We start from the raw sequence: 13125 nt of genomic DNA, 5'->3' as shown, positions 1-13125 counted from the left end.
TGGAGGGGGGTGGGTCTGGCCTCCGTGGGTTCAGGGGGTCGGGCCCTGTTGGCAGGTGGGGCACCAGTACGTGGGGCGGCTGCGCGAGCCGTCGCCCTGCTCGGCCGTGCGGACGGGGGTGCCGCAGCGCAGGCAGGGGCGGGGTGCACGGCCGTAGACGTACAGGCGCCGGCCCGCTTGGTCGCGGCCCGTGGTGGTGCGCGCCGGGCGGTCGCGGTTGGCCTCCAGGAGCTTCTTGGCCAGGGCGGGGAGGCGGGATGCCGTCTCGGCGGGGAGCTCGCCGACGGGGAGCCAGGGGGTGATGCTCAGGAGGAAGCAGAGCTCGCTCTTGTAGACGTTCCCGATGCCCGCGAGATTGCGTTGGTCGAGCAGGGCCTCGCCCAGGGGGCGGTCGGGGGTCGCCAGGAGGTTGCCGATGGCCTGCTCGGGGTCCCAGTCGGGGCCCAGGAGGTCGGGTCCGAGGTGCCCCACGGCCTTGTGCTCGTCGGCAGTGCGGAGGAGTTCGAGTACGGGCAGGCGGTAGCCGACGGCGGTGCGGTCGGCCGTGCCGAGGATCGCCCTGATCTGGTGGCCGGGGCCGCCGCTCCAGCGCTCGCCGGGGGCGTACACCTTCCAGGAGCCGTCCATGCGGAGGTGGGAGTGCAGTGTGAGCCCGCCCTCGAAGCGGGTGAGGAGGTGCTTGCCGCGCGGGGTGACGTCCAGGACGGTGCGCCCGGTGAGGTCGACGGTCGCGAGCTTCGGGACGCGGAGGTCGGAGCGCGTGACGGTGTGCCCGGCGAGCGCGGTGTGCAGCCGCCGGGCTGCCTGGTGGACGGTGTCTCCTTCGGGCATGAGGTCCAGGGTGGCATGTCGGGGGCGAGGTGAGGGTGAGGGGATTCGGGCGTGGTTGGGCGGGATCGACGGTTGTGTGAGGTGGTGGTCGTGTGGGGTGGCGGTAGTGGGGGCGTTACGCGCGCAGGCGTAGGCCCCGGGGGGTGGCGTGGAAGCCTGCTCCTTCCAGGAGGGCGGCGAACGGGGAGGTGAGGGACGAGCTTCCGTTGATGCGCTCGACCGTGACCGTGCCGAGTGAACCCGCGCGGGCCGCTGCGGCGAGGGCTTCGGCGGCCGCGTGCAGGCGGGCGTCCTCGGTGACGGGGGTGTCGTCCTGCGGGGTCGCGGGCCAGGCCAGCAGGGTCTTGCCGCCACGCTCCATGTAGAGGGTCAGTTCGCCGTCGACGAGGACGACCAGGGAGCCTGCCTTGCGGCCCGGCTTGTGGCCCGCGTCGGTGGGCGGGTCGGGCCAGGGGAGCGCGGCTCCGTACGCGTTGGCCGGGTCGGCGGCGGCCAGGACGAGGGCCTGGGTGTCCGAGGAACGCGGGGAGTGCGGGGAGTGCGGGGCGTAGTTCATGGCGGACGGTGAACTGTCCGTGCGGTCACGGGCGTTCGCCGCCGCGCGCAGCCTGTCCACCGCTCCGTCCATGGCGAACTGGGCGGCGCCGAGCCCTTCGACGACATAGCCGCGCCGCGCCTGACCGCTGTCCTCGAAGGCCGACAGAACGCGGTACGTCGCCGAGAAGCCGCCCTCGACCCCCTCGGCCGCGACCGCCCCACGGGTCACGACGCCGTGCCGGTCCAGGAGGGTGCGGGCCAGGGCGTGGGCGCGCAGGGTGGGGTCGGGTTCGTGGGCGGGGAGCAGCGACCAGCGGCCCGCCACGGTCGGCGGGCCCGTACGCGATGCGGGGCGGGCGGCGGCCGTCAGTGTGCCGTAGCGTCCGCGCGGGGCGGAGCGCTTGGCGCGGTGGGCGGTGGAGCCCGCGGTGCGGCCCGATCCGAGGAGTGAGCGCATGGGGGCGAGCGTGTCGTTCGTCAGCCTTCCGGACCAGGCCAGATCCCAGATCACGTCGGCCAGTTGGGGATCGGAGGCATCGGGGTGCGTGGTGGCGCGGACCTGGTCGGCGATCTGCCGGAAGAACAGGCCATAGCCCCCGGAGAGGGTGTCGAGGACCGATTGGTGGAGCGCGGTGAGCTCCAGGGGGTGGGCCGGTGGCAGGAGCAGGGGCGCGGCGTCGGCCAGATACAGGGAGATCCACCCGTCCTTGCCCGGCAGGGATCCGGCCCCGGCCCACACCACCTCGCCGGAGGCGGTGAGTTCGTCGAGCATCGCCGGTGCGTACCCGGTGACGCGGGAGGGCAGGACGAGCTTCTCCAGCGCGGACGCCGGCACCGTCGCCCCCTGCAACTGCTCGATGGCGCGCACAAGGCCGTCCACGCCCCGCAGGCCGTGTCCGCTCAAGTGCTGCCACTGGGGCAGGAACTGGGCGAGCGCGGCGGGCGGCACCGGCTCCAGCTCGTGCCGCAGGGCGGCCAGGGAGCGGCGGCGCAGGCGGCGCAGGACGGCCGCGTCGCACCACTCCTGGCCGATGCCCGCCGGATGGAACTCTCCTTGTACGACGCGTTGGTTGGCGGCGAGGCGCTGCAGCGCGCCCTCGGTGACCGCGACGCCGAGTCCGAAGCGGGCCGCGGCTGTGGCCGAGGTGAACGGGCCGTGCGTGCGTGCGTACCGCGCGACGAGATCGCCGAGGGGGTCCTTGACGGGCTCGGTGAACGCCTCCGGGACACCGACCGGCAGCGCAGTGCCCAGCGCGTCGCGCAGGCGGCCCGCGTCCTCGATGGCCGCCCAGTGGTCGGCCCCGGCGATGCGGACACTGATCGCGCGGCGGGCCGAGGCCAGCTCCTGCGCCCACTCCGGCTCGGCGCCGCGCTCGGCCAACTCGGCGGAGGTGAGCGGCCCGAGGAGGCGCAGCAGGTCGGCGACGCCTTCGGCGTCCTTGACGCGGCGGTCCTCCGTGCGCCACTGGAGCTCCTGCTCAAGTTCCGTGAGGACGTCCGCGTCGAGCAGCTCGCGCAGCTCGGCCTGGCCGAGGAGCTCGGAGAGCAGCCGGGAGTCCAGGGAGAGGGCCGCCGCGCGCCGCTCGGCGAGGGGGGAGTCGCCCTCGTACAGGAACTGCGCCACGTACCCGAACAGCAGGGAGCGCGCGAACGGGGACGGCTCGGGTGTGGTGACCTCGACGAGCCGGACCTTGCGGGACTCGATGTCGCCCATCAGTTCCGTGAGGCCCGGGACGTCGAAGACGTCCTGGAGGCACTCCCTGACTGCTTCGAGGACGATGGGGAAGGACCCGAACTCGCTGGCCACCTGGAGCAGTTGCGCGGCGCGCTGGCGCTGCTGCCACAGGGGCGTGCGCTTTCCGGGGCTGCGGCGCGGCAGCAACAGCGCGCGGGCGGCGCACTCGCGGAAGCGCGAGGCGAACAGGGCCGAGCCGCCCACCTGGTCGGTGACGATCTGGTTGACCTCGCCCTTGTCGAAGGCGACGTCTCCCGCTCCTACGGGTGCCTGATCGCTGTCGTACTCCAGATGCTGGTCGGTGGGCTCCTGGTCGAGCAGGTCCAGGCTCATCAGGTCGGCGTCCGGCAGGCGCAGCACGATGCCGTCGTCGGCGTGCATGACCTGGGCGTCCATGCCATACCGCTCGGTCAGCCTGGAGGCGAGGGCGAGGGCCCAGGGGGCGTGCACCTGCGCGCCGAAGGGGGAGTGCACCACGACCCGCCAGTCGCCCAGCTCGTCGCGGAACCGCTCGACCACGATCGTGCGGTCGTCAGGGATGTGGCCGCAGGCCTCTCGCTGCTCGGCGAGGTACGTCAGGATGTTGTCCGCGGCCCAGTCGTCGAGGCCCGCGGCCAGCAGGCGCACGCGCGCGTCGTCGCGCGACAGGGAGCCGACCTCCCGGAGGAACGCGCCCACCGCACGGCCCAGTTCGAGCGGGCGGCCCAGCTGGTCGCCCTTCCAGAAGGGGAGCCGTCCCGGGACGCCGGGCGCGGGGGAGACGAGCACACGGTCGCGGGTGATGTCCTCGATGCGCCAGGAACTCGTGCCGAGCGTGAAGACGTCGCCCACCCGGGACTCGTAGACCATCTCCTCGTCGAGCTCTCCGACGCGGCCTCCGCCCTTCTTGGGGTCGGCGCCGGCGAGGAAGACCCCGAAGAGGCCACGGTCGGGGATCGTGCCCCCGGACGTGACCGCCAGACGCTGCGCGCCCGGCCGCCCGGTGACAGTGCCGGCGATGCGGTCCCAGACCACTCGGGGGCGCAACTCGGCGAAGGCGTCCGATGGATAGCGCCCGGCGAGCATGTCCAGGACGGCCGTGAACGCCGACTCCGGGAGCGAGGCGAAGGACGCGGCGCGGCGGACGAGGGCCAGCAGGTCGTCGACCTGCCAGGTGTCGAGGGAGACCGTCGCGACGAGCTGCTGCGCGAGGACGTCCAGGGGGTTGGCCGGGATGCGCAGCGACTCGATGGAGCCGGTCCGCATCCGCTCGGTGACCACGGCGGCCTGCACCAGGTCTCCTCGGTACTTCGGGAAGACGACGCCGGTGGACACCGCGCCCACCTGGTGTCCTGCCCGGCCGACCCGCTGCAGGCCGGAGGCCACCGACGGGGGTGACTCGACCTGGACCACCAGGTCGACCGCGCCCATGTCGATGCCCAGCTCCAGGCTTGAGGTGGCGACGACGGCCGGCAGGCGGCCCGCTTTCAGGTCCTCCTCGACGAGCGCGCGCTGCTCCTTGGAGACCGAGCCGTGGTGGGCACGGGCGAGGACCGGAGGGGCGCCCTTGGCCGCGCCCGACTCGGCCATCAGCTCGGCGGGGGAGTGGTCTTCGGGGAGGGGCTCGCCCGTCGCGCGTTCGTACGCGATTTCGTTCAGCCTGTTGCACAGGCGCTCCGCGAGACGGCGTGAGTTGGCGAACACGATCGTCGAGCGGTGTGCCTGGACGAGGTCGGTGATGCGCTCCTCGACGTGCGGCCAGATCGAGGGGCGCTCCGCCCCCTGGTCGGAGTCGGCGACCGGCGAACCGCCGAGCTCGGCGAGGTCCTCGACCGGCACGACCACGGACAGGTCGAACTCCTTGCCGGACGGCGGCTGGACGATCTCCACCCTGCGCTGCGGGGAGAGATAGCGCGCCACCTCGTCCACCGGGCGGACCGTCGCCGACAGGCCGATGCGGCGGGCGGGCCTGGGCAGCAGCTCGTCGAGCCGCTCCAGGGAGAGGGCGAGATGGGCGCCGCGCTTGGTGCCCGCGACGGCGTGCACCTCGTCCAGGATCACCGTCTCGATGCCCGTCAGCGCGTCCCGCGCGGCGGAGGTGAGCATCAGGAAGAGCGACTCGGGTGTGGTGATCAGGATGTCCGGCGGGCGCGTGGACAGGGAGCGGCGCTCGGCGGGCGGGGTGTCGCCCGAGCGGATGCCGACCCGCACTTCGGGCTCGGGGAGCCCGAGGCGCACGGACTCCTGGCGGATGCCGGTCAGCGGGCTGCGCAGATTGCGCTCCACGTCGACCGCGAGGGCCTTCAGCGGAGATACGTACAGCACCCGGCAGCGCTTCTTGGGGTCGGCGGGCGGCGGGGTCGAGGCCAGCTGGTCGAGGGCGGCGAGGAACGCCGCAAGGGTCTTGCCCGAGCCCGTGGGCGCGACGACCAGCACGTCCGAGCCCTCGCCGATGGCCTTCCACGCCCCTGCCTGCGCGGACGTGGGCGCGGAGAAGGCCCCCGTGAACCAGCTGCGGGTCGCGGGGGAGAACCCGTCAAGGGCGCTGCGGGCGCTGGGGGCACTGGATGCGGACCTGACCATGACCCCATCGTGCACCCCGCCACTGACAACGGCGCCGACCTGCGGAAAAGGGTTTGCTCGGCTGTCGCAGAATGGAGTCATGGCAGGTTCGGCGGAGCAGGCGCGGCACTGGCGGTACGCGGAGCTGCCCGGGGTCGACCTGCTGCGTGCCCACTACATCAACAAGACGTTCGTGCGGCACACCCACGAGCACTACGTGATCGCCGCGATCGCCGAGGGCGTCGACGTCTTCCACCATGGCGGCGCCGATCAGCACGCGGGGCCGGGCACGCTCGCCCTGATCAACCCCGACACCACCCACACGGGCCGGGCCGGTGCGCCCGAGGGCTGGCGGTACGCGGCGGTCTATCCCTCGCCGGATCTGGTCGCCGCCATCGCCGCCGAGGCCACCGGCATCCGCGGAACCCCCGGTTTCGTCCGCCCGGTGCTCGAGGACCCGTACGCGGTGACCCTCGTCCACCGGGTGCTGCGTGCCGCGGAGGAGGGCAACGCGCTAGCCGCCGACACCCTGCTGCGGGTGGCCGTGACCCGGCTGCTGCGGCTGAACGGCGGACCTGTTCCCCAGCGTGCCGTGCCCACCGCGGGTGCCAGGACCGCGGCACGCGCGCGTGCCGTCCTGGAGGAGCGGCTCGCCGACCCGCCGAGCCTGGAGCGGCTCGCCACCGAGCTCGGGGCCAGCCCGTTCGCCCTGCTGCGGGCCTTCCGCGACGCGTACGGGATGCCTCCGCACGCATGGCTCACCGACGCGCGCGTGCGGGCCGCACGGCGCCTCCTGGACGTGGGGACGGCTCCCGCGGAGGCGGCCGTCGCCGTGGGCTTCACCGACCAGCCACACCTGAACCGGCACTTCGCGCGGATCGTCGGGGTGCCGCCCGGGGCGTACCAGCGCGAGCGCAAGGACGTACGAGGCGAGCGCAAGAACGTACAAGACCGGGAATCGGCCCTGCTCGTACCGTCCGGGGTGTGGCAGAACAGACGACACCCGCGGATCCCGCAGACATAGCCCCAGGCGTGATCGAGCACGACGTCCCAGGGGCGACCGAGCACGACGACCAGGCGCCCCGGACACCGCAGAAACCCGACTCCGCCGTGGTCCGCGACGCCCTCGGCGTCGGGATCGCCGTCGGGCTCTCCGGCTTCGCCTTCGGGGTGACATCGGCAGGCAGTGGCCTCACCGTGCTGCAGACCTGCGCGCTCAGCCTGCTGGTCTTCACCGGCGCATCGCAGTTCGCGCTGGTCGGGGCGCTCGCGGGCGGCGGTAACCCGTTCACCGCCGCGGCGGGCGCCTTCTTCCTCGGCGTACGCAACGCGTTCTACGGGCTGCGCCTCTCGCAGTTGCTGGCCCTCCCGCGCGCGGTGCGCCCGTTCGCCGCCCACTGGGTCATCGACGAGACCACCGCCGTCTCGCTCGCCCAGCCGACACGGCGCGCCGCACGCATCGGCTTCACCGTCACCGGGCTGAGCCTCTACGTGCTGTGGAACCTCACCACGCTCCTCGGGGCGCTGGGCGCCGAGGCCATCGGTGACACCGACGCGTGGGGGCTCGACGCCGCGGGACCCGCGGTCTTCCTGGCGCTGCTCGCGCCGATGCTGCGGACGACCACGGAGCGGGCCGTGGCGGCGATCGCGGTCGTCCTGGGGCTCGGCCTGCTGCCCGTACTGCCCGCAGGGGTGCCGGTCCTGGTGGCCGCACTCGCCGCACCGGCGGTGCTCTACGTAGAGGGCCGCAAGGGAGATGCCAAGGCAGCAGCCAAGGGAGACGCCACGGAAGACGTACGCCCCGGGGACACCCGCAATGACCCCCGGAGCGACATCCAGCACGACACGCAGAGGGAAGACCGTTGAACATCTGGATCGCGATCGGCGCGACCTTCGTCGGTTGCTACCTCGTGAAGCTCGCGGGCCTGCTGGTGCCCGCGGGCGCCCTGGAGCGCCCGCTAGTCAAGCGCATGGCCGCCCTGCTTCCCGTGGCGCTGCTCGCCGCCCTCACGGCCCAGCAGGCCTTCGCCGACGGGCGGGTCCTGGAACTCGACGCCAAGGCCCTGGGGCTCACGGCGGCGGCTGTGGCGCTGCTGCTGCGCGCCCCGTTCCTGGTCGTCATCGGGGCGGCGGTGGTCGTCACCGCGGGGGTACGGGCTCTCGCCGGGTGAGCGCCGGCGCGGTGTCCGTCGTCTCGGGGACCCCGAGCCGTCGCGCCGCCTTCTCGGGACGGCAGAAGAGCGTCGCGAGAACGCCCGCGGTCACCAGAAGTACCGCTGTCAGCAGCCAGCCTTGCTCGTAGCCCGCGGACACCGTGGCGGCGCGGTCCACCATGGAGCCCAGGACGAGGGGGGAGAGGATCCCGCCGAGCGCGTAGACGAAGGTGAGCACCCCCAGAACGAGGCCCCGCCGCGAGGGCGGAGCGATCCGTGCGCAGGCGGTCGTGGCCACGGTGAGCATCACCATGGCCATGGCCATCGGGCCCATCATCAGCGGCACCTTGATCCACATGGAGTCCACCGCTCCGAACGTGGCGACGGCGCAGCCGGCCACCGTCATGAGCAGCCCGGCACCGGCGCCCACCGGCAGCCAGGGGGTGCCGCCCCGCCGCGCGGAGCGCTGCGCGATCAGCCCGTGCACGAGCAGCACCGCGCCGTTGGCGAGCGCGCCCACGCCCACCAGGGTGCCCGCCTGGTGGAGGTCCCAGCCGACGACGCTCTCCAAGTAGTCGGGCGTCCAGGTCAGCAGGGTGCTCATCAGCCAGTACGCCGCGAAGGCACCGAATGCCGCCGTCACGAACGAGCCCGACAGGAGGATCCGGCGCAGCGGAACGCTGTCGGCCTCGGCGGGGGCCTTCGCGGGGGCCTCTACGGAGAGTGTTCCCGGTGTTCCCGGTGTTCCCGCAACTGCCGCCGCCTCCTTGCCGACCGGTGGCGCCAGCGGACCCTCCGAGCCCCAGGCCCGCCAGGCCACCGCCCAGACCAGGCCGATCAGGCCCACCACGCCGAACGACCAGCGCCAGCCCCAGTGGGTGATCACCCAGGTCAGAACCGGAGAGGCGACAGCCACCCCGGCCGCCGCGCCGACCAGCAGGATCGCGGTCGGCAGGGCCCGCTCACGCTGCGCGAACCAGCCGTGCACGTGGTGCATGGCGACCGGTGACGCGGGCCCCTCGGCGGCGCCGAGCAGCACCCGCGTGGCCAGCAGGGTGCCGAACCCCGCCGCGCCCCACAGCATCGGCAGCTGGGCCGCCGACCACATCAGGGCGAGCACGAGGAGCAGCGGCGTCGTCCGCACCCGCCGGGTCAGAGCGGAGACCACGAGCGCCGCCACCGAGAACAGCGCGAAGAACGCCGACTGCGCGGTGCCGAACTCCTGGCGGGTGATGCCGAAGTCCGCCCGGATCTCCGGCCCCGCGAGCCCCAGGACGGCCTTGTCGGCGAAGTTCACGACCATGAAGGCCAGGAGCAGCCAGGTGGTCCGCCAGGCGCCGCTCATCCGCAGCAGCCGTCTTCGTCGTCGATCACACCTACGCTGATCGCCCCGGCGGCCCGGCGGCGTCCCTCGGGGGTGCGCGTCAACTCCGTCTCCAGGTCCGTTCCTTCGGCCACGGCGGCCGACTCCGCGGCCGCCCAGTTGAAGACTCCGCGCGCCATGGTCGACGTCTCCTGGAGGGCGCGCAGTGCGTACACCTCGGCACGCACGCGTGCCACCTCGACGTCGTCCGGTGCGGCCAGCGCGGCCGTCTCCGCCAGATGCGCGGCAAGACGCGGCTCGCCGTCGGTCAGCAGCCGCCCGGCCCGCCGGGCCAAGGCGAGGGCGCCTCCCGCGGCCTTCGCGAACTCGGCAGCGAGTGCCGCCTCCGGGGCGGGCTTGAGATGCGCGGGGTTCTGGTCGTACCAGCCGCCCCAGAGCCGCCAGAGGTTGCGTACGACGAACTCCGGCTCGTCGTAGGCGGGATGGAGGTACGGCTTCGCGAGGAGCTCCTCGGGGACCTGGACGCCGTGGATGACGGCGTCCAGGCGGTGGCCCGCGTTCATCAGCGCCCTGGTCTGCTCGCACAGCGACTCCAGGAGCCGAGCGGTGTCGTCCAGCGCCTGGTGCACGCGATCGGCGCCCACGACGGGGACGCCGTGCCCGGGGAGCAGCAGTTCGGCGCCGAGTTCCTGCATGGCGCGCAGGGCGTGTGCCCAGTCCTCCGGGTAGCGCTGCACCTTCTGGGGGTTGCCCGCATTCGGCGAGTTCCAGATGAACAGGTCGCCCGTGCAGAGCGTCTTGAGCTCCGGTATCCACACATAGGTGTGGTCGTCGGTCTCCCCGCGCGCGTGGAACAGCTCGAAGGTCAGCTCGCCGCGGCGCACGGTGTGGCGGTCCCGGTAGACGGTGTCCGGGTAGCGGTACGTGGTGGGCCACTCCAGGGAGGGCACTCCGAACTGCCTGCGGTTGATCCAGGAGTTGTAGCCGGCGGTGCGGATGTAGCGGTCGAAGCGCGCGGTGACGCCTTCGTGGGCGATCACCTCGGGCGGCCGGACGCCCGAAGCCTCCGCCTCGCGGTCGAAGGGAAACACTCCGAAGACGTGGTCCACATGGCCGTGCGTGAACACCACGGAGCGCACCGGACCGGCGCCGAACCCACCGACCGCGGTGTGCAGTTGCTGTGCCGTACGGAAGTCGCCCGAGTCGACGAGCACCACCCCGTCGCCCGTGTCGAACACCGCGACGTTCGCGAACGCCGGGAAGAAGCCCACCCGTTCACGCAGCCGCACCAGCTCGTCCCCGGTGTACGCGCCGGTGAGGTGGGACAGGAGCGTCTCCTCGCCCCGCCACACCCGGTCGACGTACTCGGCATAGTCCACTGCCTTGTGCTCGGTCATGTCCGCGGCTCCTCGTGTCCGGAGTGGTGGATGGCCACAGGTCACGAGTTTCGACCCCTGGCGTGCGGTCGAACATCCACTCCCGTCACACACAGGTCCCGTGGGTAATGTGACGCGTCACAAACCGTGACCCCCTGAAGAGGAGACACCGTGCCACTGTCCTCCGAGGCGAGGTCTCTCGCGGCGCGCTGCGAGCCGAGAGTCAATGAGCTGGCGCGCCGGATGGCTCGTGAGTCGTTCGAGGAACTGCCCGGATATGCGGAGCTCCCCGATGACGTGAAGGACCTGGAGATAGCCGCGACCGCACGCCACGGAGTGCGCCTCTTCCTGCGGCACGTCACCGATCAGCCCGGCAGCCACCGGCTCTTCCGCGAGCGGGCCGCGCAGCGGGCGGAAGAGGGCATGCCGCTGCACCTGCTGCTGCGTACGCACGCCCTGGGGGTCTACGTCCTGTGGCAGGCGCTGCGCGACGCGGCACGCCCCGGCGAGGAAGCGGCCCTGGTCGAACTCGTCGACGTGTTGCTGCAGTCGCACCCCGCGGTCGTCGGCGCCGTGGCCGAGACCTACCTGGACGAACGCTCCGCCCTGGAGGCCGAGCAGCGCGCCCAGCGCAGTTCCCTGGTCCGCGGCCTGCTCGACGGCATGGTGCCGCCCGGCCACGTGCTGCTCGACCAATTGCGCCTCGCGGGGCCCGTGCTCGTCCTCGCGATCGGCTTCGACGGGGCGCCGGCCGAAGGCCCTGTGGCCGTACGGCGGCGGCTGCGACGCGTGCAGACCGCCCTGGACCACGCCTTCGACCTGGAGGTGCTCGCCCTCCTCGAGGCCGACGGAGGCCGGGTCATCGTCCCCAAGGAATGCCTGCCCCCCGAGGATCTGCCGCGCCGCCTCGGCAAGGCCTGCGACCTTCCCGTACGCGTCGCCGCAGTGGACGCCGCCGGGCCCGAGGCCGTGACCGACGCGGCCCGTACCGCGACCGAGATACTGCGCATCACGCGCGCGTGCGGGATGCCTCCGGGACTGCACCGCATGGCCGACGTGCTCCTGGAGTACCACCTCTCCCGCCGCAACGAGAGCAGCCACCTCATCTCCGCGCTGCTCGACCCGGTCGCCGACCGGCCCGAACTCCTGGAGACGCTGCGCACCCACCTCGGCCATCAGCAGGAGCGCAGGGCGACCGCCGCCGCCCTCGGCCTGCACCCCAACACCGTCGACAACCGCCTCGCGAAGATCGGCGAACGCACCGGCATCGACCTGTCGGCGCCGCGCGGCACGGCACTGGCCATCGCGGCACTGCTGCTGAGGGAGGCCGAGGAGCCCCCGTCAGGCGATGGACCGTCCGTACGCCCGTAGCGTGCGCAGCGCCTCGATGGTGACCATCGGGCGCGCTTCGAGGGCGACGGCCGGGGCCCACTGACGCCAGCTGATCGGCCAGCCGCCGTCCTCCTGCTGGTCCTGCTCGAGGTGGTCCAGGGAGCGCGCCATCTCCTCGTCGGTGAACCACGCGCGTGCGAGCGACTCGGGTGCCTTCGCGTAGTCGTGCGCGAAGTGGTGCTCACCCGGTGCGTAGCCGGGCGCCACGGGATACGCGTCGAGCCGCTCGGGGTCGAGCGCCACGAGCTGCTGCTCCCGCGCGATCCTGCCAAGGCGGTCAGCGGCCGCCTCCGCGCGCGGGCGGTCGGGTGCCCCGTCGAGGAACGCGACAGCCGCCTGGATCTCGTACGGATGGGACTTCTCGAGCGACTCGACGGCGGCCCAGCAGAAGTCGGTGGCCCTGAACAGCCAGGCGTGCCACACCTCGTTGCGGTGCAACAGGCCCACCACGGGACCGGTGGCGAGGAGTTCGCTCGGTGGATCGTCCACCACGGGCATGAACGGCGCCGAGGGATAGCCGCGCTGGCTGGGATGGATCGCCGGAAGGGCGCCGTCGGGTGTCGACACCGAGGTCAGATAGCGGCACACACGCTCCACCCGCCGCCCGCCGCAGCGCCGGATCGAGTCCAGGACGCGCAGCGCGTGCCCGACGTGCAGGGGCTGGCTGACCGGGCCGCGCAGATCCGGTTCGAGCGCGTATCCGTACCCGCCGTCCTCGGTGTCGTAGGCGGCCAGGGCGGTCTCGACCGCGTCGGCCGACGGGCCGGCTCCGGAGCCGGTCGTGCCGCCGGTGCCGCTCAGGAAGTGGTACGCGAACCGCCGCTGCTCGAGGACGCGCGCGGTGAGCCAGACGAAGTGCTCTGCGCGTGCGACCGGCGAGGGCGCGGCGTGCGGGGATGCTCCGGTTTCGGCCATGCACAGACCGTAGGCCGGAACGCGTCCTCGGCAAGCCCCCTGGGTCCGGCTGCACTCTCCAGGGCGCGATACTGAAGGCATGCGGTTGACGATTTTCTGGGAGCGGATGGCGGACCACTTCGGACAGGGGTACGCCGACTCGTTCGCTCGCGATCACGTGATGGCGGAGCTCGGCGGGCGCACGGTGCATCAGGCACTGGACGCGGGCTGGGACGCCAAGGACATCTGGCGCGCCGTGTGCACGGCGATGGACGTACCGGCCGAAAGGCGCTGAGGGCGGACAGTTCGCCGCCCTCCGGCGCTCGTCGCGGGCCCCCTTCG

General features: G+C 72.9%; 10 protein-coding genes. 5 read left to right on the top strand and 5 right to left on the bottom strand.

What is annotated here, in order from left to right; translation table 11 throughout:
• Window positions 1-30 precede the first annotated feature (30 nt).
• Both M4V62_RS12630 and M4V62_RS12625 read right to left on the bottom strand, forming a co-directional pair.
• Window positions 31-831, bottom strand: coding sequence for an Fpg/Nei family DNA glycosylase (locus M4V62_RS12630; protein ID WP_249587360.1), 801 nt, complete (start codon window positions 829-831; stop codon window positions 31-33).
• Window positions 832-946: 115 nt separating this feature from the next.
• Window positions 947-5665 (bottom strand): ATP-dependent helicase, encoded by a 4719-nt coding sequence (locus tag M4V62_RS12625; protein WP_249587359.1) that lies wholly within the window; start codon window positions 5663-5665, stop codon window positions 947-949.
• 79 nt (window positions 5666-5744) lie between these two features.
• Here M4V62_RS12625 and M4V62_RS12620 point away from each other — a divergent pair, with 79 nt between their 5' ends.
• Genes M4V62_RS12620 through M4V62_RS12610 form a run of 3 tightly spaced genes read left to right on the top strand, consistent with a single transcriptional unit; the run spans window position 5745 to window position 7815 of the window.
• Window positions 5745-6668, top strand: a complete 924-nt coding sequence (locus tag M4V62_RS12620) for an AraC family transcriptional regulator (RefSeq protein WP_249587358.1) — start codon at window positions 5745-5747, stop codon at window positions 6666-6668.
• 11 nt (window positions 6669-6679) lie between these two features.
• Window positions 6680-7510 (top strand): AzlC family ABC transporter permease, encoded by an 831-nt coding sequence (locus M4V62_RS12615; RefSeq protein WP_249592802.1) that lies wholly within the window; start codon window positions 6680-6682, stop codon window positions 7508-7510.
• On the top strand, window positions 7507-7815 hold the full coding sequence (locus M4V62_RS12610; RefSeq protein WP_249587357.1) for an AzlD domain-containing protein: 309 nt from the start codon (window positions 7507-7509) through the stop codon (window positions 7813-7815). The genes M4V62_RS12615 and M4V62_RS12610 overlap by 4 nt, the downstream gene beginning before the upstream one ends.
• On the opposite strand, the gene M4V62_RS12605 is transcribed toward M4V62_RS12610, so the two are convergent.
• Window positions 7784-9142 (bottom strand): MFS transporter, encoded by a 1359-nt coding sequence (locus M4V62_RS12605; RefSeq protein WP_249587356.1) that lies wholly within the window; start codon window positions 9140-9142, stop codon window positions 7784-7786. The genes M4V62_RS12610 and M4V62_RS12605 overlap by 32 nt on opposite strands.
• The gene (locus M4V62_RS12600; protein WP_249587355.1) at window positions 9139-10518 is read right to left on the bottom strand and encodes an alkyl sulfatase dimerization domain-containing protein; all 1380 of its coding nucleotides are present in this window, start codon (window positions 10516-10518) and stop codon (window positions 9139-9141) included. The genes M4V62_RS12605 and M4V62_RS12600 overlap by 4 nt, the downstream gene beginning before the upstream one ends.
• Window positions 10519-10668: 150 nt before the next feature.
• Here M4V62_RS12600 and M4V62_RS12595 point away from each other — a divergent pair, with 150 nt between their 5' ends.
• A complete protein-coding gene (locus tag M4V62_RS12595) occupies window positions 10669-11868 on the top strand; it encodes a PucR family transcriptional regulator (protein WP_249587354.1) in 1200 nt (399 codons plus the stop codon).
• Here M4V62_RS12595 and M4V62_RS12590 read toward each other — a convergent pair.
• Window positions 11839-12804, bottom strand: coding sequence for a hypothetical protein (locus M4V62_RS12590; RefSeq protein WP_249587353.1), 966 nt, complete (start codon window positions 12802-12804; stop codon window positions 11839-11841). The two genes, M4V62_RS12595 and M4V62_RS12590, sit on opposite strands and share 30 nt — an antisense overlap.
• 79 nt (window positions 12805-12883) lie before the next feature.
• Between M4V62_RS12590 and M4V62_RS12585 the strand changes: the two genes are divergently transcribed.
• A complete protein-coding gene (locus M4V62_RS12585; RefSeq protein WP_249587352.1) occupies window positions 12884-13078 on the top strand; it encodes a DUF3046 domain-containing protein in 195 nt (64 codons plus the stop codon).
• Window positions 13079-13125: the final 47 nt, after the last annotated feature.

Origin of the sequence: Streptomyces durmitorensis, from assembly GCF_023498005.1 — a bacterium.
Lineage (GTDB): Bacteria > Actinomycetota > Actinomycetes > Streptomycetales > Streptomycetaceae > Streptomyces > Streptomyces durmitorensis.
Note: the sequence above shows the minus strand (reverse complement) of the source record. Positions and strands in the feature narration are given on the sequence as shown.

What these genes read in the sequence shown, in the direction of transcription:
- M4V62_RS12630 (WP_249587360.1), bottom strand. Translation starts at nt 831, where the DNA reads ATGCCCGAAGGAGACACCGTCCACCAGGCAGCCCGGCGGCTGCACACC.
- M4V62_RS12625 (WP_249587359.1), bottom strand. Translation starts at nt 5,665, where the DNA reads ATGGTCAGGTCCGCATCCAGTGCCCCCAGCGCCCGCAGCGCCCTTGAC.
- M4V62_RS12620 (WP_249587358.1), top strand. Translation starts at nt 5,745, where the DNA reads ATGGCAGGTTCGGCGGAGCAGGCGCGGCACTGGCGGTACGCGGAGCTG.
- M4V62_RS12605 (WP_249587356.1), bottom strand. Translation starts at nt 9,142, where the DNA reads ATGAGCGGCGCCTGGCGGACCACCTGGCTGCTCCTGGCCTTCATGGTC.
- M4V62_RS12600 (WP_249587355.1), bottom strand. Translation starts at nt 10,518, where the DNA reads ATGACCGAGCACAAGGCAGTGGACTATGCCGAGTACGTCGACCGGGTG.
- M4V62_RS12590 (WP_249587353.1), bottom strand. Translation starts at nt 12,804, where the DNA reads ATGGCCGAAACCGGAGCATCCCCGCACGCCGCGCCCTCGCCGGTCGCA.
- M4V62_RS12585 (WP_249587352.1), top strand. Translation starts at nt 12,884, where the DNA reads ATGCGGTTGACGATTTTCTGGGAGCGGATGGCGGACCACTTCGGACAG.